The sequence below is a fragment of the Kribbia dieselivorans NBRC 106261 genome (genome assembly GCF_001552435.1).
In the GTDB taxonomy this organism is placed as follows: Bacteria; Actinomycetota; Actinomycetes; order Actinomycetales; family Dermatophilaceae; genus Kribbia; species Kribbia dieselivorans.
The window spans coordinates 1-15,544 of sequence record NZ_BCRE01000132.1 but is presented as its reverse complement, the minus strand read 5'-3'; the positions used below and the strand labels follow the sequence as shown (position 1 = coordinate 15,544).

Here is a 15,544-nt window from a genome sequence, read left to right as displayed (position 1 = left end):
GGGGGTGAGCAGTCGCCACCCACGCTCGGCGAGCACCCGCTCCTCGCGGTCGACGTCCACCGACCGCGCCCGCGTGAGCAGCCCGTCCGGAGCGTCCAACCGCCCCGCGACCAGGTCCTCCCACGCCGCGACGTGCCCGAGCGCCTCGATCCACCCGTGCACCTGCCCGTCCGCGGGCTCAGCCACCCGTGCCCAGGCAATCCGGGCCCACCGCTCATCGGCCATCGACGCACTCATGCCGCCACCCCCTCGGCCCGCCGCATCGCCAGCGCGAACCCCACCTCGTCGCGATCCGGCGAGGGCCGTCCCCGCAGATCACTCACCGACCACGCCACCCGCAACGCCCGGTCATAGCCCCGCAGCGTCAGCACATGCAGGTCCAGCGCCCGATCCAGATCGCTGGTCACCGACGCCGGCAGACGAAAGGGCGGACGCCGCAACGCCGACCCCGGCACCTCCCGATTGATCGACCATCCGTGGGCGAACCACCGCTCCGCCTGCGCCCCACGGGCCTGCGCCACGCGGTACCCCACGTCGGCGCTCGACTCCCCCGGCTGCGCCGACAGCCCCGCCTTCGTCATCGGGGGCACCTCCACCTGCAGGTCCACCCGATCGGTCAACGGTCCGCTGAGCCGCTGGGCATACATCCGCCGCTGGGTCGGCGAGCAGCTGCACTGCAGCCCCTTGCCCTGACCCTGCCCGCACGGACACGGGTTGGCCGCCATGACCAGCTGGAACCGCGCCGGATACCGCACCGTCAGCCGCGCCCGCGCGATCTCCACCTCCCCCGACTCCAGCGGCTGACGCAGCGCCTGCAACGCCGACGACTTGAACTCCGCCGCCTCGTCGAGAAAGAGCACGCCCTGGTGGGCTCGACTGATCGCGCCGGGCCGGATCGCCCCACCGCCTCCCCCGACGATGGCAGCGACCGAGGCGCTGTGGTGCGGCGCGACGAACGGCGGTGTCGTGTCCAACTCCCGCCCCGGTTGCACCCCACCGACGAGCGAGGCCACCGACGCGACCTCCAACGCCGCCTGCCGGCTCAGCGGCGGCAGCACCGTCACCAGTCGCTCGGCCAACATCGTCTTGCCCGACCCGGGCGGGCCGTTGAGCAGCAAATGATGTCCACCCGCAGCGGCCACCTCCAGCGCCGCCCGGGCCTCGTGCTGCCCCGTCACGTCGGAGAGGTCGATCCGCCTCGGCGCCTCGGCCTCCACCACCGGCGGCCGCGCCTGGCTCGCGGGCAACTCACCCGTGCGCTCGGCCGCCCGGTACGCCCCGATCAGGCCGGCCAGGTCCGTCACCGCGTGCACGACGATCCCGTCGACGAGAGCGGCCTCACCCGCGTTGGCCGCCGGCACGACCACACACCGCGCCCCGGCCCGCTGCGCCGCGAACACCGCCGGCAGCACCCCGTTGACCGGGCGCACCCGCCCGTCCAACCCCAGTTCACCGATGTGCACGACCCCGCGCACCAGTTCGGCCGGGATCTGCCGACCCGCGGCCAGGACGGCCACAGCGATCCCGAGATCGAAGCTCGTGCCGCGCTTGGGCAACGAGGCCGGCGAGAGGTTCACGACGATCCGGTGCGGGGGCAGCGGCACCTCGGCCGACATGGCCGCCGAGCGCACCCGATCCGGCGCCTGGGCGCAGGCGGCATCGGGCAACCCGCCGATCCCGAAGGCCGGCAGCCCCGGCGAGATGTGGCACTCGACGTCGACGACGGTGCCCTCGAGACCGGTCAGGGCCACCGCCCTGGTCATCGCCAGTCTCATTGCCCCACCGCCCGCACGTGCCGCAACACCGGCTTCTGCCCGGTCCGGTGCAGCACTCCGATCAGATCGATGCGCACCCCCGCCGGCCGCACGTCATGCTCGCCCAACCACGCTGCAGCCAACCGACGCAACCGGGTGTGCTTCGCCGCCGTCACCGACTCCAACGGGTCTCCGAAGGCCGTACCACTACGGGTCTTGACCTCACACACCACCAACCAGTCGCCGTCGCGCGCGACCAGGTCCAACTCCCCCACACCACGGCAGCGCCAGTTGCGGTCGAGGATCTCCATCCCCAACGAGCTCAGATACTGCGCGGCCACCGCTTCCCCGGCGTCGCCGAGTTCCTTGCGTCGGTCCATGCCGATCACCTCCGCGACCCATCACAGCCGCGAAGCACCGGCACATCACCCCGCCATCAGCCGTCTGTGGACAAACACCGTCCACCACCCACCCCTGTGGATGAATCGCCACGTCATGCGGGCACGTCAACGCCGCAGGTCAACCGACCCGCCGAGGGCTCAGAACGGCTGATCCGGCATCTGGATGTCGGTCTTGGCGAGCTCCTCAACGTTGACGTCCTTGAACGTCACGACGCGCACCCGCTTGGCGAACCGGGCCGGGCGATAGATGTCCCAGACCCACGCGTCCTCCATCGTCACCTCGAAGTACACCTCGCCGTGATCGCTACGGACCTTGACGTCCACCGCGTTGCACAGATAGAAACGACGCTCCGTCTCGACGACGTGGCTGAAGAGATTGACGACATCGCGGTACTCGCGGTAGAGCGCGAGCTCCATCTCGTTCTCGTACTTCTCGAGGTCTTCCTGGCTCATCGCCCTGGCTCCTTCCCCGCCGCGACCGGTTCGCCCGGCTGCCCGGCGACCCGCGGCTCCGATTCATCATGCCCGACACCGGGCAATCGCCACGACCGGCGATGCAGGTCGCACGCGCCGTGCTCGGCCAGCGCCGCGAGGTGTTCGGGCGCCGAGTACCCCTTGTTCTCCGCCCACCCGTACTGGGCGTACGTCGTGGCGTGCTCGACCATGAGGTCGTCACGCTCCACCTTGGCCAACACACTCGCCGCCGCCACCGACGAACACGTCATGTCGGCCTTGATCTGCGTCATCACCGGGGGCGTTGACGGAGCGTCGTCACTCGAGTACGCGAACAACCCCACGTCCTCGGGGGCGGTCAGCCAGTCATGGTTCCCATCGAGGATCACCAGGTCGGGCGTGACCGGCAACAGCGCCAGGGCACGCATCCCCGCCAACCGCAACGACGCCATGATCCCGATCTCGTCGATCTCGGCCGCCGAGGCGTGCCCGACGCCGTACCCGACGCACCAGCGGGTGATCTGCGGCGCCAAGGCCCGTCTGGCCGACGGCGTGAGGAGCTTCGAATCGCGCGTTCCAACCGGAGCGCTGCGGCACGTCTCGTCGATGAGCACGACGCCGACCGTGACCGGCCCGGCCAACGCGCCCCGCCCCACCTCGTCCATCCCGGCGAGCCGTCGGTGGCCTTGACGCTGCAGCGCCCGCTCCACCCGCAGACTGGGGCGCCGGCTGCGCCCCGCGACCGGGCTCATGGCCGGGACGTGGTGAACGGCAGGGCCACCCCCGGCTGAGGCACCTTGGCGAACACCGCCTCCGGTTCGCGCAACAGCCCGAAGCGGTCCAACGGCAGCACGATGATGACCGCGCGCCCGGAGATCAGGTCCATGTCGACCGACCCGTCCTTGCCCGTCCCGGAGGTGTCGTGCGGCCGGGAGTCGGCCGAGTTGCTGCGGTTGTCGCCCATGACCCACACCCGCCCGGGCGGCACGGTGATGTCGAACTCGCTGTCGCTGGGGCGCTCGCCGGCCTTGACGTAGGTCTCGTCGATCGAGACTCCGTTGACCGTCAGGCGACCCCTGCTGTCGCAGCACGTGACGCGATCGCCCGGCAGCCCGATGACCCGCTTGATGAGGTGCCCCTGCGAGGTGTCCGGCAGCAACCCGACGAAGGTCAGTGCGGTGCGCGCCGAGTTGAGCACGACGCCGCGGTCGGCCGGTGGCGCCTGTTCGGGCAGCCAGCCGCCCGGGTCCTGGAAGACGACGATGTCACCGCGATGCAGGCCGAACGGCTCGGGCACGAGCTTGTTGACGAAGACCCGGTCCCCGATCTGGAGGGTGTCCTCCATCGAACCGGAGGGAATCCAGAACGCCTGCAGCAGAAAGGTCTTGACGACGAAGGAGATCATCAGCGCGGTGAACGCGACGATGACGAACTCCTTGACGCCGTCGATGAGCATGGCTCCGGCGGACCGGCGGTCACCGCGATGGGAGTGCGCGCGTCGCGCCACGTCGGTCTCCTCGGGTTCAGGTGCAGAGCCGCCGGCGGCGACGTCGGAGTCATCCTCACCCATCCAGCCCTCAGGCACACGATCGGCCTGCGGATTGGTCATCGCACCGCTCCGTCGGGGACGTTCCCGAGGCGGTCGAGCGGCCAATAGCGCCACGTGACCGCGCCGATGACGTCACCCACCGGCACCATCCCGCCACCCGGGCTCCCCAGATGTGCCCGCGAGTCGGCCGAGTTGGCCCGGTTGTCACCCATCATGAACAGGTGCTCGGCGGGCACCTTGACGTCGAAGTCGGATTGGCAACTGGCGGTACCGGCCGGCAGGTACGGCTCGTCGACGCGCTGGCCGTTGACGCTGAGCACTCCCTTGGCGCACGCAACCCGGTCACCGCCGACGCCGATGACGCGCTTGACGTAGTCGGTCTCGCCGGTGTCGATGCCGAGCACCTTGCCGACGCCGCCGACCACCGAGCCGATGAGACCCGGCGATTGCGGTGTCACCGGGATCCGCCCGAAGACCTCGGTGCCGTCGAAGACCACGACGTCACCGCGCTCCGGATTGGTATCGAGCCGATTGACGAGGACGCGGTCGCCGGGGGTGATCAGCGGTTCCATCGACCCGGAGGGCACATAGAACGACTGCACGAGGAACGACCGGATGAGGACCACCAGGGCCAGCGTCACCGCGAGGCTGATCAGCCACCCGAAACGACGACCGAACCCGGCAGTCGTCGTGACTGCCGGGTCCTCATTGGTCTCTGTTGCCATGCTGGGCAGACTAGTCAGGGAGTCTGCGGGATCGCTGGAGGCGCGTCAGTTGGCGTCGGACGACGCGGTCGCCTTGGCGCCCTTGACGGGGATGTTGTCGCGACGCTCGCGGATACGGGCCGCCTTGCCGCGCAGACCACGCAGGTAGTAGAGCTTGGCGCGACGCACGTCACCGCGGGTGACGACCTCGATCTTGTCGATGGTCGGAGCGTGGAGCGGGAAGGTGCGCTCGACACCGACGCCGAACGAAACCTTGCGGACGGTGAAGGTCTGGCTCAGGCCACCACCGTGACGGCGGATGACGATGCCCTTGAACACCTGGACACGGGAGCGGCTGCCCTCGATGACCTTGACGTGCACGTTGACGGTGTCGCCGGCGCGGAACTCCGGGATGTCGTCTCGCATCGAGGCCTGGTCGAGCGCGTCGAACTTCTGCATGATGATTCTCATTCCTGCAGGCGCCACAGGTCGCCCACGATCGCGTACACACGATGATGTTCTGCGCCGATCGCCGCATGCTCGTGGAGCACTCCCCCTGTGGCGGGGGCGTTCTGTCACCGGACGCAAGGTCCCATCTTGCCATGCCGAGGTCCCGCGCGGAAATCGTCAGCGGCTCCGCTAACGTGACGGCGTGACCGTCAACCCGTCCTGGTCCGTCGCCATCGCCCTGGCGGCGCTGCTGGCGACGGTACTCATCGTGCAGCAGGTCACGCGGGTACCGCTGCAGCGCTCGGCCTTCGTCGCCGCGATCCGCGCGATCATCCAACTGCTCATCGCGGCCACCATCATCACCGCGGTCATCGACAACCTCTGGCTGTCGCTGCTGCTGCTCGTCTTCATGTTCGGGATGGCGGTCTACACGACGGGCAAAAGGGTCGACGCGCTGCACGCCTGGCCGTGGACGGCACTGGCCATCGCCGCGGGGATCATCCCGGTGCTCGTCATCATCATCGCCAGCCGCACGATGCCCCTGGCCGGGGTCTCGCTCATCCCCATCGGCGGCATCATCATCGGCAACACCATGACCGCGCACACACTCCTCGGGCGCAGGGCCTTCGACGCCTTGCGCAGCGAGCACGGTCAGTACGAGGCATCGCTGTCACTGGGGTTTACCCCGCGCCAGTCGGTCCAGCAGATCGTGCATCGACGGGTGCCGGAGGCGCTGCTGCCCGGTCTCGACCAGGTCCGCACCACCGGCGTCGTGACCCTGCCGGGGGCGTTCATCGGTGTCATGCTCGGTGGCGGATCCCCGGTGCAGGCCGCGACGGCGCAGGTGCTCGTGCTCTTCGGCATCATGGCCGCGCAGAACCTGACGATCGCCGTCGCCGAACGGTTCATCGACGCTCGACGCCTGCTCCCGCGCGATCTGCAGGCGTCGCTGCAGGACTGAACGCGCGGCGCACGTCAGCCGACGCGCTTCTCCAGCACGTCTCCGTCGTCGCCACGACGCGCGCGGAACCCGTGCTTCGACAGGGCCTTCGTCAACGCCTTGGCCTCGTCGCGCGCGTGAGGCGACCGCACGACGATCCGCCTCGCTGAGGACGGCGCCAGATCGGCCAGGCGCGTGATGAGCCACGACGCCAGACCAAGACCGGTGAGATCCGGAGCCTCGATCGGGGCCTCGATGCGCCACGCGTCACCCTCGAGCCGGGCCCGGCCGGCGGCCACGAGCCGACCCGCGCTGCGCAGGACGAGCGTGGTCCCCTCCCCCAGACCCGACGAGACCTCCGCCAATGTCGTCGTCAACCCCGTGCGGGAGGCACACAGCAACGTGTAGATCTCGCCGGCGTCGGACGCGGTGGCGGCGTGCACGTCGGCATCATCCAGGCCTTCGATGGTCAAGGCGTGCGTCGCGTGCAACAGGTCCGGACGACGCTCCGCCGTGCGTTGCAAGCGCTGTTGATGACGCCACTGCGCGATGGCGGCGTGATTGCCGGAGAGCAGTATGGCCGGGACCTCGTGGATGGCCTCACCACCGTCGGCGGTCGGGGCGGTCCACGTGGCCGGTTTGGTGTAGACGGGGTACTCGAGCAGGCCGTCCTCGTGGGACTCCTCGACCAGCGATTCCTCGTTCCCGATGACGCCGGGCACCAGCCGCACGATCGCCTCCGTCATGGCCAACACAGCCACCTCGCCACCGTTGAGCACATAATCGCCCAGCGACACGACGCGCACGTCCAGGCCGAGGTCGTCGCGGGCGTGGTCGTAGACGCGCTCGTCGATGCCCTCGTAACGGCCGCACGCGAACAGCAGTCGCGGGTGTTCAGCGAGTTCGCGGGCGAGCGTCTGGGTGAATGGTTGGCCGCCCGGTCCGGGGACGATGACCACCGGTTTGGTGGAGTCGGCCGGGACGACCTCAGCCAGCGCCTCGGCCCACGGCTGCGGCTTCATGACCATGCCGGCGCCGCCGCCGTACGGGGTGTCGTCGACGGTGTTGTGGCGGTCGTGGGTCCAGGTGCGCAGGTCGTGCACGTGGATGTCGAGCAGGCCGGAGTCGCGGGCCTTGCCGATCAGCGACAAGTTCAGCGGTTCGAGGTACTCCGGGAAGATCGTGATGACGTCGAGGCGCATCACTGATCCCGGGCCAGGTCGAGCAACCCGGGAGGGGCGTCGACGACGATGCGGCGGGCCTCTTCGTCGACCTCGGGGACGATCTCCTCGACGAACGGGATCTGCGCGTCGGTGCCGTCGGTCAGTCGGACGATCAGGCGGTCCTGGGCGGCGCCGATGTCGAGGCCGGTGACCTCGCCGAGTACGTCGCCGGTGGGCGTGACGACAGTGAAGCCGAGGAGGTCGTCCTCGTACCAGGCGTCGTCGTCATCGCCTTCGTCATCGGCCGTCGAGAGGAGCTGGGTACCGCGCAGGCCCTCGGCGCCGGTGCGGTCGGGGATGCCCTCGAACGCCAGCAGCCAGATCGCTCGGTGGAGGCGTGCGGAGGCGAGTGTGAGTTCGCGCGGCACGCCGGAGCCGACGGGGGCTTGGGTGGCGAACACCGCGCCGGGGAAGAAACGACGCTCCGGATCGTCGGTGTGTGCTTGGACCGTGACCTCGCCGCGAATGCCGTGCGGCTTGCCGATCCGGGCGATGACGACGCCGTCCGGCTGCGCCTGGGATGTCATGTACTCAACCTATCTGCGTGCCCTCCCCACAACGCGGTTCGAGGTATTACGCGTCGGAAGAACGACGCGTAATACCTCGAACCGTTGGGGTTTTAAGCGGGTGGTGCTCAGCGCTGACGATCGGTGTCGACAATGTCGATCCGCACGTTCTGGCCACCGGCCAGTGCGGTCAGCACCGTGCGCAGCGCGCTGGCGGTGCGCCCAGAGCGGCCGATGACGCGACCGAGATCGTCGGGGTGCACACGGACCTCGAGCACGGAGCCGCGACGCAGCTCCTTGGAACGCACCTGCACGTCTTCCTTGTGGTCGACGATGCCGGTGACCAGGTGCTCGAGCGCCTCGTCCAGCATGGTCAGCTCTCGGCCTTCTCGGCGTCGCCGTCGGTGGCCTCAGCGGCCTCGCCCTCGGCGGACTCGGCAGCAGCAGCCTCCTCAGCGGCCTTGGCCTCGGCGGCGGCAGCCTCCTCAGCAGCCTTCGCGGCGACAGCCTCTTCAGCGGCCTTCGCGGCAGCGGCCTCCTCGGCAGCCTTCTTCTTCGCGGCGACGGACTTCTCGTAGTCCTCGGCAACCTGACCGGACGCGGCGAGCGCAGCCTCGTACAGGGCCTTCTTGTCGGCCTTCGGCGGGGCGACCTTGAGGGTGCCCTCGGCGCCCGGCTCGCCCTTGAACTTCTGCCAGTCTCCGGTGACCTTGAGCAGCGCGGCGACGGCCTCGGTGGGCTGGGCGCCCTGGCCAAGCCAGTACTGCGCGCGCTCCGAGTCGATGTCGATGAGCGAGGGCTCCTCGGTGGGGTGGTACTTGCCGATCTCCTCGATGGCGCGGCCGTTGCGCTTGGTGCGCGAGTCCATGACGACGACGCGGTAGAACGGTGCACGGATCTTGCCCATGCGCTTGAGGCGAATCTTGACTGCCACTGGCAGACTCCTGTTTCTGTCGTGAGGCGCGGCAAGACCGCACCGGATTGGCGCGGGGAACCGTGGCTCGGGTGTAGGCGCGCGGTCTGGGCGGGGCCGCAGGGCGCGCGGGTACAAGGGGACATTCTGCCAGACGATCGGCGTGCGCCGAAACCGGTGGCTACTCATGGTCATCGGCACCCGCGTGCCCTGGACACGCTGGTTGCGGCCGTCGCGCGTGGCGAGTCTCCGGAGTCGATTCACGAGTCCTACCCGTCGGTGGAGTTGGGTGACATCTACGCGGTGTTCACCTACTGCCTCCGTCACCGTGCCGGGGTGAACTCCTACCTCGCCTCACGGGCCGAGCAACGAGCTGAGCGGCGGGTCGAGATCGAGGCTCGATTCCCTCCCGAGGGCTTGCGCGCCAAATTGCCGGCGTCTCCCATCGAACCTCGGTGTCCTTGAGTCGAAGCCGCCGTCCTGCTGGGCCGGTCGGAAGTGAGAGCCGAGATCCCCGCCGTATGACGGAACTCGGCTCTCGCGGTGCTCCACGGCGAACGACGCTCGGTCACTCTCAGTGGTTCTGCCACGGCGATACCGACCGTTGCCCTCCGACTGCTCCCCACCCCTGCAGTCGACGCCGGAGCCGTGACGCGATTCGTGTCGATCCTGCAATGTCGGTGCCCCCGGGCATACTCTCAATGATGACAGCGTTAGACTGTAACGAGATCGGTGATACTGATTGCGGGTAGAGTACAAGGACAACAAGCTCGCGAAGCTGTGCACCGACGAGCGAGAGATGCAGAAGAAGCGGCCAGACCTCAAAAAGAAGCTCCGGCTGCGGATCAAAGCGCTCGAGAGTTCTGAAACGCTCGGCGACCTGCCGGACGACGACCCCGGAGGAGCGTGGCATGAACTCAAGGGCGGACGCGCCGGGACATGGGCCGGCGAACTCAGCGGCAACTGGCGGCTTCTCGTCGAGCCGAGGCCCAACTCGCTGAGCGCTGTCGACGTCACGGTCGTCGACATCGAGGACTATCACTGAGAAAGGAGAGACCATGACCGCCACCAACTACGCCGTCGCTCCCGGGGAGTACCTGGAGGAGTGGATCGACGATCATGGCCTGTCCCAGCAGCGCGTTGCCGAACTCCTCGGAAACAGCCGCAAGCAGGTCAACGAGATCGTCAACGGGCGCGCCCCGATCACGAGCGACACCGCCATGCGCCTCGAGCGCGTCGTCGGTATCCCCGCCAAGACCTGGCTGAAGTACGAGGCGCTCTACCGCGCCGACCTCGCCCGCATCGCCGACGAGGAGAGCCTCGCCGATCATGCAGGGGAGATTGCCCCATCAGCGGCCACCTACCTGCGGGACATCGGCGCGACCACGGCCACCATGCGGTCACCGGGCAGGCTCGTGTCCGACTTCCTCGCATTCCACGGCTGCGGAACGTGGGAGGCCTACGTCCACCTCCACCAGGAAGCCTCCCAGGGCGAATACGCGCTGGCGGCGCTGAAGGACTCGGGCGCGACTCTCGACCGGACGCTGCTGACGACGTGGCTGCGGGCCGCCGAGTTGGCAGAGCCCTTCGAGCGCGGCCGCAACTACAACTACGACGCCGGACAACTCCGCGCGGCCCTGCCCGAACTCCGTACTCGCGCGGCGACGCCCGACTCCACGATGCTCCGCGACATCGCACACATGCTCGCCGACGTCGGCGTCGTCTTCATGGTCGTCGAACCGCCGAAGAAGCTCCCGCTGCTGGGGATGACTCGCTGGATCGACAAGCGGGTGCCCGTCATCCAGCAGACCGGCCGCTGGGGCAAGGACGGGTTCGTGATCTGGACCCTCTTCCACGAGCTTGGGCACGTCCTCAACGACCCGCGCGGCGAGATGCACGTGGAGTACAGCACCGAGAAGAAGCGAAACACCGCGGCAGAGAAGGGTGCGAACGCGTTCGCGTTGGACCTGCTTTTCGGGGAGGGCGGTATCTCGCAGTTCAAAGGACTGACCTACAACCGCGAGATCGCCAACAAGGCACGCGAGATCGGCATCGCTCCTGGCGTCGCCGTCCACCAGATGCACCGCAGCAGGTTGCTCGACTACAGCTTCGGCAATGAGCTCTGCGTGGACCTCGCTGGCGGTTTCACCGAGTGACTGGCTCTGCGAGGCGCTCAGTGCCGACGCTCCGAGAACCAGGCCGAACGAGACTCCGTCAATCGCGCGAACGAGACTCCGTCACGTTCAGCGGTTCTCCCACGCCTGCGGATCGGAGACGAGTTCGCTCACGTGATCGGGCAGGTCACCGGTGCGCAATTGCTCCAAGGACGTCTCGTCGAGCACCCGCCGCAGACTCGCGCGCACCGCGACCCACAGGGCCGGCAGATGCTCGGCCGAGCCCGAGTACGAGGTGTCGTGGGGACGCAACCCGCGCACCTCGGCCAGGGGCCCGTCGACCGCGCGGAAGATCGCCCCGAGCGAGATGCGGTCGGCCGGCCGCGAAAGCAGGTATCCGCCACGGGCGCCGCGCAGGCTCGTGACGAGCTCGGCCCGGCGCAGGTCTCCCAGGATCGCTTCCAGGAACTTGCGCGGCAGATCCTGCGCATCGGCCAACTGGAGCGTCGTCACCAACCTCGACCGCAGATCGACCGACCCGTCGCCAGAGCTCGCCGCGGCGTCCGCCGCCGCGTCGGCCTCGGCCAGCTGCAGCATGGCCCGCACCGCGTAGTCCGTCTTGGCCGAAATGTCCACGAGGACATCATGACCCACGGCCTACGCGGAGCGTCGATCACATGGCCAGGGCAGGGAACGCCTCCTCCGGAGGCAGCGCCCGCACGGGCCGCACGTACACGACGTCTCCGGCCTTCAACGCGAGCCGCTCGTCGTCGCGCCGGGTGATCTCGGCGGAGAGCCGTTCGCCGGCCTCGTCGAGAAGGTCGACGCGGACCTCGAAGCCGAGCCGGACCACGCGCCCGACCGTGGCCTTCGACGGCTCCATCTCCGCGCGCTCCTCCGGGCTCCACCGCTCGAGGGCACGCTCGAGACGCAGGTCGTGGGGGCGGACCAGGTGCGGGCCGATCTTGGCCACCGACCCGAGGAAGGACATGACGAAGTCGTTGACCGGCCGTTCGTAGAGGTCCTCGGGGGCGCCGATCTGCTCGATACGGCCCTTGTTGAGCACGGCGATCTGGTCGGCGACGTCGAGCGCCTCCTCCTGGTCGTGGGTGACCAGGACCGTGGTGACGTGAACCTCGTCGTGCAACCGCCGCAGCCACTGGCGCAGATCGGCGCGGACCTTGGCGTCGAGGGCACCGAACGGTTCGTCGAGCAGCAGCACCTGCGGGTCGACGGCCAGCGCCCGGGCCAGTGCCATGCGCTGACGCTGGCCGCCCGAGAGCTGGGCCGGGTAGCGCTTCTGGAGACCCCCGAGCCCGACGATCTCGAGCAACTCGTCGACCTTGCGGTTGATCTCGTTCTTGGGACGCTTGCGGATCGTCAGGCCGAACGCGACGTTGTCCCGCACGGTCATGTGCTTGAACGCGGCGTAATGCTGGAAGACGAACCCGATGCCGCGCTTCTGCGGCGGCACGTCGGTGACGTCGTCGCCACTGATGACGACGCGGCCGGCGTCGAGGGTCTCGAGCCCGGCGATGGAGCGCAGCAGGGTCGACTTGCCCGAGCCACTGGGCCCGAGGAGCGCCGTGAGCGAGCCGGCGGGGATCGACAGGCTGACGTCGTCGAGCGCGGTGAAATCGCCGTAGTACTTGCGGGCGTCGGTGACGTCGATCATGAGTGACTCCTCTTGCGGTCCAGCAGCGTCATGAGCAGCAGCGTGAGCATGGCCAGGCCCATAAGCAGGGTGGCGGCGGCGTACGCGCCATAGGTGTTGTGGTCGTCGATGTAGCGGGCGTGCACGAGCAGCGTCAGGGTCTGCGAGACACCGGGGAAGCCGGAGCTGACCATGATGACCGCCCCGAACTCGCCGAGCGCGCGGGCGACGGTGAGGACGATGCCGTAGGTCAGACCCCAACGGATCGAGGGCAACGTGATGCGCCAGAAGGTCTGCCACGGGTTGGCCCCGAGGGTGGCGGCGGCCTGTTCCTGGTCGTTGCCGATCTCGCGCAGGACCGGCTCGACCTCACGCACGACGAACGGGAGGGTGACGAAGATCGTCGCCAGTGCCATGCCCGGAATGCCGTAGATGACCTTGATCCCCAGCGTCTCGAGCCCACCGAACCAGCCGTCGCGCCCCCACAACAGGATCAACGCGACTCCGACGACGATCGGCGAGACGGCGAACGGGAGGTCGACGACGGCCTGGAGGAGCTTGCGGCCCGGGAAGCGGCCGCGCACCAGGGCAAGCGAGGTGATGACGCCGAAGACGACATTGAGGGGTACGGCGATGGCGACGAGGAGCAGCGAGAGGTTGAACGCCGAGATGGCCGCCGGGGTGGTGATCGAGTCGATGAACGGGCCGATGCCGTTGGCGAAGGTGCGGTAGAGGATCAGACCGATCGGCACGGCGAGGAGGACGAACAGGTAGACCAGCGCGATGGTGCGCAGGATGAGCGTGCCGGCGCTCGGCTTCTGGCGCTTCTGGGTGGTCGAGGTCACGCGTCCTGCTCCTCGTGGCGTTGGGTTCGGCCGGCCCACAGGCGCAGCACGAACAGGGAGAGGAAGGAGATCAGCAGCAGCACGACCGAGACCGCGGCGGCGTTGACCGGGCGGTCGATCTCGATCTGCTGCTGGATGTACTGCGAGGCCACCTGGGTCTCGTGCGGGATGTTGCCGCCGATGAGCACGACCGATCCGTACTCCCCGATGGCGCGGGCGAAGGCGAGGCCGGCGCCGCTGATCATGGCCGGGGTCAGGGCCGGGAGGACGACGCGGCGGAAGGTGGTCCAGGGCCCAGCGCCGAGGGAGTGCGCGGCCTGTTCGACCTCGCGATCGACCTCCATGAGCACGGGTTGGACCGCGCGCACGACGAAGGGCAGGGTGACGAAGGTCAGGGCCACGACCAACCCGGCCGGAGTGGCGTTGAGGTGGATCCCGATGGGGCTGTTGGGCCCGTAGAGGGCGAGCAGGACGATGCTCGCGACAATGGTCGGCAGGGCGAAGGGCAGGTCGATCGTCGCGTTGACGAAGCGCTTGCCGGGGAAGTCGTCACGCACGAGCACCCAGGCGACGATCGTGCCCATGACGACGTTGATCAGCGCGACGATGGCCGAGACGGTCACGGTGATCCGCAACGTGGCCAGGGCGGCGGGTTGGGTGACGGCGTCGATGAACCCGGCCACACCGTTCTCCATCGAGGTGACGGCGAGGGCGGCCAAGGGCAAGAGGACGATGATGCTGAGCCACAGGGTTGCCACGCCCATGCCCAGGGCTCCGGAGACGGCGTTGCGTTGCCGGAGTCCAGTGGATGTAGCCATCAGTTGGTGGCGCCCTGGTAGATCTTGGCGATGGAGCCGTTCTCGTCGTCGAAGTACGTGTCGTTGACCTTGCCCCAGCCGCCGAGGTCGGCGATGGTCCACTCCTTCGTCGGCGTCGGGAACGTGCTCGCGAACTCCGTGGCGACCTTCTCGTCGACCGGGCGGAAGCCGGCCTCGGCCCAGAGTCGCTGCGCCTCGGGGGTGTAGAGGTAGTCGTTGAACGCCTTCGCCTGGGTTGGGTGTGTGCTGGTGTTGAGCACGGCCACCGGATTCTCGATCTTGAAGGTCGTCGGCGGAGTCACGTGCTGGACCTTCTCGCCATCGCGTTCGATGAAGAGCGCCTCGTTCTCGTAGCTGAGCAGGGCATCGCCGCTGCCCTGGAGGAACGTCTCGGTGGCCTCACGGCCGGACTTCGGCTGGACCTTGATGTGGTCGTTGACCAGCTTCGTCACGTAGTCGAGGCCGGCCTTCTCGTCCTTGCCGCCGTTGCTCTGGGCGGCGAACGGGGCGAGGAGGTTCCACTTGGCGGAGCCGGAGCTGAACGGGTTGGGGGTGACAACTTCGACGCCCGGCTTGAGCAGGTCGTTCCAATCCTTGATGCCCTTGGGGTTGCCCTCGCGCACGACGATCGTCACGACCGAGCCGAACGGGACTCCGTGGTTCTTACCGGCGTTCCAGTCCTCGTTGACGACCCCGGATTTCACCAGGCGGGTGATGTCCGGTTCGACGGAGAAGTTGACGATATCGGCCTCGGCGCCGGACTCGACCTTGCGCGACTGGTCACCCGAGGCGCCGTAGGACTGCTGGAAGTTGACGCCCTTGCCCTCCGGGGTGGCCTGGAAGGCGGGGATGACCTTGTCGAAACCAACCTTGGGCACGGCGTACGCGTAGAGGCTCAGGGTCGTGTCGCCGCCGCCGTCACCGGCCGTGGCGCCGACTTCATCGGAGGACCCGCCGCCGGCGCAGGCCGTCAACGACACCATCGCCGCGAGGCCAAGTGTGGTGAGGGCGAGCAGTGGACGTGGCATGGGGGTACTCCCGTGGTCATGAGTGAGCCGCCGGGTCGGCGGCCCATCTCCTAGTCGGACCATAGGAGTAAACATAGTTGCTCGTTATGCATCAACTAACGCTGGCTTATGTCTCAGATACTGGACACGCGCGAGGGATAGCCAGCCCGCTCAAGGTGCACGGAGTGCAGGGTTTCTGGAATGTGAGGTCCG

The 15,544-nt window shown here is 68.5% G+C and carries 20 protein-coding genes and 1 pseudogene; 4 read left to right on the top strand and 17 right to left on the bottom strand.

Going from position 1 to position 15,544, the window contains the following annotated elements; genetic code table 11:
* The 8 genes and pseudogenes from KD1_RS11335 to rplS form a co-directional block, all read right to left on the bottom strand.
* Positions 1 to 237: pseudogene (locus KD1_RS11335) on the bottom strand (DNA-processing protein DprA); the annotation flags it as partial.
* Positions 234 to 1,763 (bottom strand): YifB family Mg chelatase-like AAA ATPase, encoded by a 1,530-nt coding sequence (locus KD1_RS11330; RefSeq protein WP_306307017.1) that lies wholly within the window; start codon positions 1,761 to 1,763, stop codon positions 234 to 236. The pseudogene KD1_RS11335 and the gene KD1_RS11330, both read right to left, overlap by 4 nt.
* A gap of 8 nt (positions 1,764 to 1,771) precedes the next feature.
* On the bottom strand, positions 1,772 to 2,134 hold the full coding sequence (locus tag KD1_RS11325) for a YraN family protein (protein WP_068401983.1): 363 nt from the start codon (positions 2,132 to 2,134) through the stop codon (positions 1,772 to 1,774).
* 159 nt (positions 2,135 to 2,293) lie between these two features.
* Entirely contained in the window at positions 2,294 to 2,608 is a 315-nt protein-coding gene (locus tag KD1_RS11320; RefSeq protein WP_068401981.1) for a DUF2469 domain-containing protein, read from the bottom strand.
* Entirely contained in the window at positions 2,605 to 3,360 is a 756-nt protein-coding gene (gene rnhB, locus KD1_RS11315) for a ribonuclease HII (RefSeq protein ID WP_068401979.1), read from the bottom strand. The genes KD1_RS11320 and rnhB overlap by 4 nt, the downstream gene beginning before the upstream one ends.
* Entirely contained in the window at positions 3,357 to 4,217 is an 861-nt protein-coding gene (gene lepB / locus KD1_RS11310) for a signal peptidase I (protein WP_245627378.1), read from the bottom strand. Before lepB (KD1_RS11310) ends, rnhB begins: the two co-directional genes overlap by 4 nt.
* Positions 4,214 to 4,882: a signal peptidase I gene (gene lepB / locus KD1_RS11305; protein WP_068401977.1), complete on the bottom strand. Its 669-nt coding sequence runs from the start codon at positions 4,880 to 4,882 to the stop codon at positions 4,214 to 4,216. Before lepB (KD1_RS11305) ends, lepB (KD1_RS11310) begins: the two co-directional genes overlap by 4 nt.
* A gap of 45 nt (positions 4,883 to 4,927) precedes the next feature.
* Entirely contained in the window at positions 4,928 to 5,320 is a 393-nt protein-coding gene (gene rplS / locus KD1_RS11300) for a 50S ribosomal protein L19 (RefSeq protein ID WP_068401975.1), read from the bottom strand.
* 193 nt (positions 5,321 to 5,513) lie between these two features.
* Between rplS and KD1_RS11295 the strand changes: the two genes are divergently transcribed.
* Positions 5,514 to 6,272 (top strand): ABC transporter permease, encoded by a 759-nt coding sequence (locus KD1_RS11295; RefSeq protein ID WP_068401973.1) that lies wholly within the window; start codon positions 5,514 to 5,516, stop codon positions 6,270 to 6,272.
* A 14-nt stretch (positions 6,273 to 6,286) separates the two neighbouring features.
* Here the strand turns inward: KD1_RS11295 and trmD are convergent, their stop codons facing one another.
* The 4 genes from trmD to rpsP form a co-directional block, all read right to left on the bottom strand.
* Positions 6,287 to 7,453 carry a tRNA (guanosine(37)-N1)-methyltransferase TrmD gene (gene trmD / locus KD1_RS11290; RefSeq protein ID WP_068401971.1) on the bottom strand — a complete coding sequence of 389 codons (1,167 nt, stop codon included), beginning with the start codon at positions 7,451 to 7,453 and terminating at the stop codon, positions 6,287 to 6,289.
* A complete protein-coding gene (rimM, locus tag KD1_RS11285; RefSeq protein ID WP_068401969.1) occupies positions 7,453 to 8,001 on the bottom strand; it encodes a ribosome maturation factor RimM in 549 nt (182 codons plus the stop codon). The genes trmD and rimM overlap by 1 nt, the downstream gene beginning before the upstream one ends.
* 107 nt (positions 8,002 to 8,108) lie before the next feature.
* Complete coding sequence (locus KD1_RS11280) at positions 8,109 to 8,351, bottom strand: RNA-binding protein (protein WP_068401967.1); 243 nt, start codon at positions 8,349 to 8,351, stop codon at positions 8,109 to 8,111.
* Between the two features lie 2 nt (positions 8,352 to 8,353).
* Positions 8,354 to 8,914 carry a 30S ribosomal protein S16 gene (gene rpsP, locus KD1_RS11275; protein ID WP_068401965.1) on the bottom strand — a complete coding sequence of 187 codons (561 nt, stop codon included), beginning with the start codon at positions 8,912 to 8,914 and terminating at the stop codon, positions 8,354 to 8,356.
* A gap of 21 nt (positions 8,915 to 8,935) precedes the next feature.
* Between rpsP and KD1_RS17665 the strand changes: the two genes are divergently transcribed.
* From KD1_RS17665 to KD1_RS11265, 3 genes are all read left to right on the top strand, one after another.
* Positions 8,936 to 9,358 carry a DUF433 domain-containing protein gene (locus tag KD1_RS17665; protein ID WP_083542397.1) on the top strand — a complete coding sequence of 141 codons (423 nt, stop codon included), beginning with the start codon at positions 8,936 to 8,938 and terminating at the stop codon, positions 9,356 to 9,358.
* Positions 9,359 to 9,635: 277 nt separating this feature from the next.
* Positions 9,636 to 9,938: a type II toxin-antitoxin system RelE/ParE family toxin gene (locus KD1_RS11270; protein ID WP_068401963.1), complete on the top strand. Its 303-nt coding sequence runs from the start codon at positions 9,636 to 9,638 to the stop codon at positions 9,936 to 9,938.
* 13 nt (positions 9,939 to 9,951) lie between these two features.
* Positions 9,952 to 11,049 carry a HigA family addiction module antitoxin gene (locus tag KD1_RS11265; protein WP_068401961.1) on the top strand — a complete coding sequence of 366 codons (1,098 nt, stop codon included), beginning with the start codon at positions 9,952 to 9,954 and terminating at the stop codon, positions 11,047 to 11,049.
* Positions 11,050 to 11,136: 87 nt separating this feature from the next.
* On the opposite strand, the gene KD1_RS11260 is transcribed toward KD1_RS11265, so the two are convergent.
* Genes KD1_RS11260 through KD1_RS11240 form a run of 5 tightly spaced genes read right to left on the bottom strand, consistent with a single transcriptional unit; the run spans position 11,137 to position 15,352 of the window.
* Complete coding sequence (locus tag KD1_RS11260) at positions 11,137 to 11,643, bottom strand: RrF2 family transcriptional regulator (protein ID WP_068401959.1); 507 nt, start codon at positions 11,641 to 11,643, stop codon at positions 11,137 to 11,139.
* 37 nt (positions 11,644 to 11,680) lie between these two features.
* Positions 11,681 to 12,682 carry a sulfate/molybdate ABC transporter ATP-binding protein gene (locus KD1_RS11255; RefSeq protein WP_068401957.1) on the bottom strand — a complete coding sequence of 334 codons (1,002 nt, stop codon included), beginning with the start codon at positions 12,680 to 12,682 and terminating at the stop codon, positions 11,681 to 11,683.
* Complete coding sequence (cysW, locus tag KD1_RS11250; RefSeq protein WP_068401955.1) at positions 12,679 to 13,506, bottom strand: sulfate ABC transporter permease subunit CysW; 828 nt, start codon at positions 13,504 to 13,506, stop codon at positions 12,679 to 12,681. The genes KD1_RS11255 and cysW overlap by 4 nt, the downstream gene beginning before the upstream one ends.
* Complete coding sequence (gene cysT / locus KD1_RS11245; RefSeq protein WP_068401953.1) at positions 13,503 to 14,324, bottom strand: sulfate ABC transporter permease subunit CysT; 822 nt, start codon at positions 14,322 to 14,324, stop codon at positions 13,503 to 13,505. Before cysT ends, cysW begins: the two co-directional genes overlap by 4 nt.
* Positions 14,324 to 15,352: a sulfate ABC transporter substrate-binding protein gene (locus KD1_RS11240; protein WP_068401951.1), complete on the bottom strand. Its 1,029-nt coding sequence runs from the start codon at positions 15,350 to 15,352 to the stop codon at positions 14,324 to 14,326. Before KD1_RS11240 ends, cysT begins: the two co-directional genes overlap by 1 nt.
* Positions 15,353 to 15,544: the final 192 nt, after the last annotated feature.

Bases quoted from the DNA above. Each gene is read 5' to 3' on its own strand.
- KD1_RS11330 (WP_306307017.1), bottom strand. From the start codon at position 1,763: ATGACCAGGGCGGTGGCCCTGACCGGTCTCGAGGGCACCGTCGTCGAC.
- KD1_RS11325 (WP_068401983.1), bottom strand. From the start codon at position 2,134: ATGGACCGACGCAAGGAACTCGGCGACGCCGGGGAAGCGGTGGCCGCG.
- KD1_RS11320 (WP_068401981.1), bottom strand. From the start codon at position 2,608: ATGAGCCAGGAAGACCTCGAGAAGTACGAGAACGAGATGGAGCTCGCG.
- rnhB (WP_068401979.1), bottom strand. From the start codon at position 3,360: ATGAGCCCGGTCGCGGGGCGCAGCCGGCGCCCCAGTCTGCGGGTGGAG.
- lepB (WP_245627378.1), bottom strand. From the start codon at position 4,217: ATGACCAATCCGCAGGCCGATCGTGTGCCTGAGGGCTGGATGGGTGAG.
- lepB (WP_068401977.1), bottom strand. From the start codon at position 4,882: ATGGCAACAGAGACCAATGAGGACCCGGCAGTCACGACGACTGCCGGG.
- rplS (WP_068401975.1), bottom strand. From the start codon at position 5,320: ATGCAGAAGTTCGACGCGCTCGACCAGGCCTCGATGCGAGACGACATC.
- trmD (WP_068401971.1), bottom strand. From the start codon at position 7,453: ATGCGCCTCGACGTCATCACGATCTTCCCGGAGTACCTCGAACCGCTG.
- rimM (WP_068401969.1), bottom strand. From the start codon at position 8,001: ATGACATCCCAGGCGCAGCCGGACGGCGTCGTCATCGCCCGGATCGGC.
- KD1_RS11280 (WP_068401967.1), bottom strand. From the start codon at position 8,351: ATGCTGGACGAGGCGCTCGAGCACCTGGTCACCGGCATCGTCGACCAC.
- KD1_RS11265 (WP_068401961.1), top strand. From the start codon at position 9,952: ATGACCGCCACCAACTACGCCGTCGCTCCCGGGGAGTACCTGGAGGAG.
- KD1_RS11255 (WP_068401957.1), bottom strand. From the start codon at position 12,682: ATGATCGACGTCACCGACGCCCGCAAGTACTACGGCGATTTCACCGCG.
- cysT (WP_068401953.1), bottom strand. From the start codon at position 14,324: ATGGCTACATCCACTGGACTCCGGCAACGCAACGCCGTCTCCGGAGCC.
- KD1_RS11240 (WP_068401951.1), bottom strand. From the start codon at position 15,352: ATGCCACGTCCACTGCTCGCCCTCACCACACTTGGCCTCGCGGCGATG.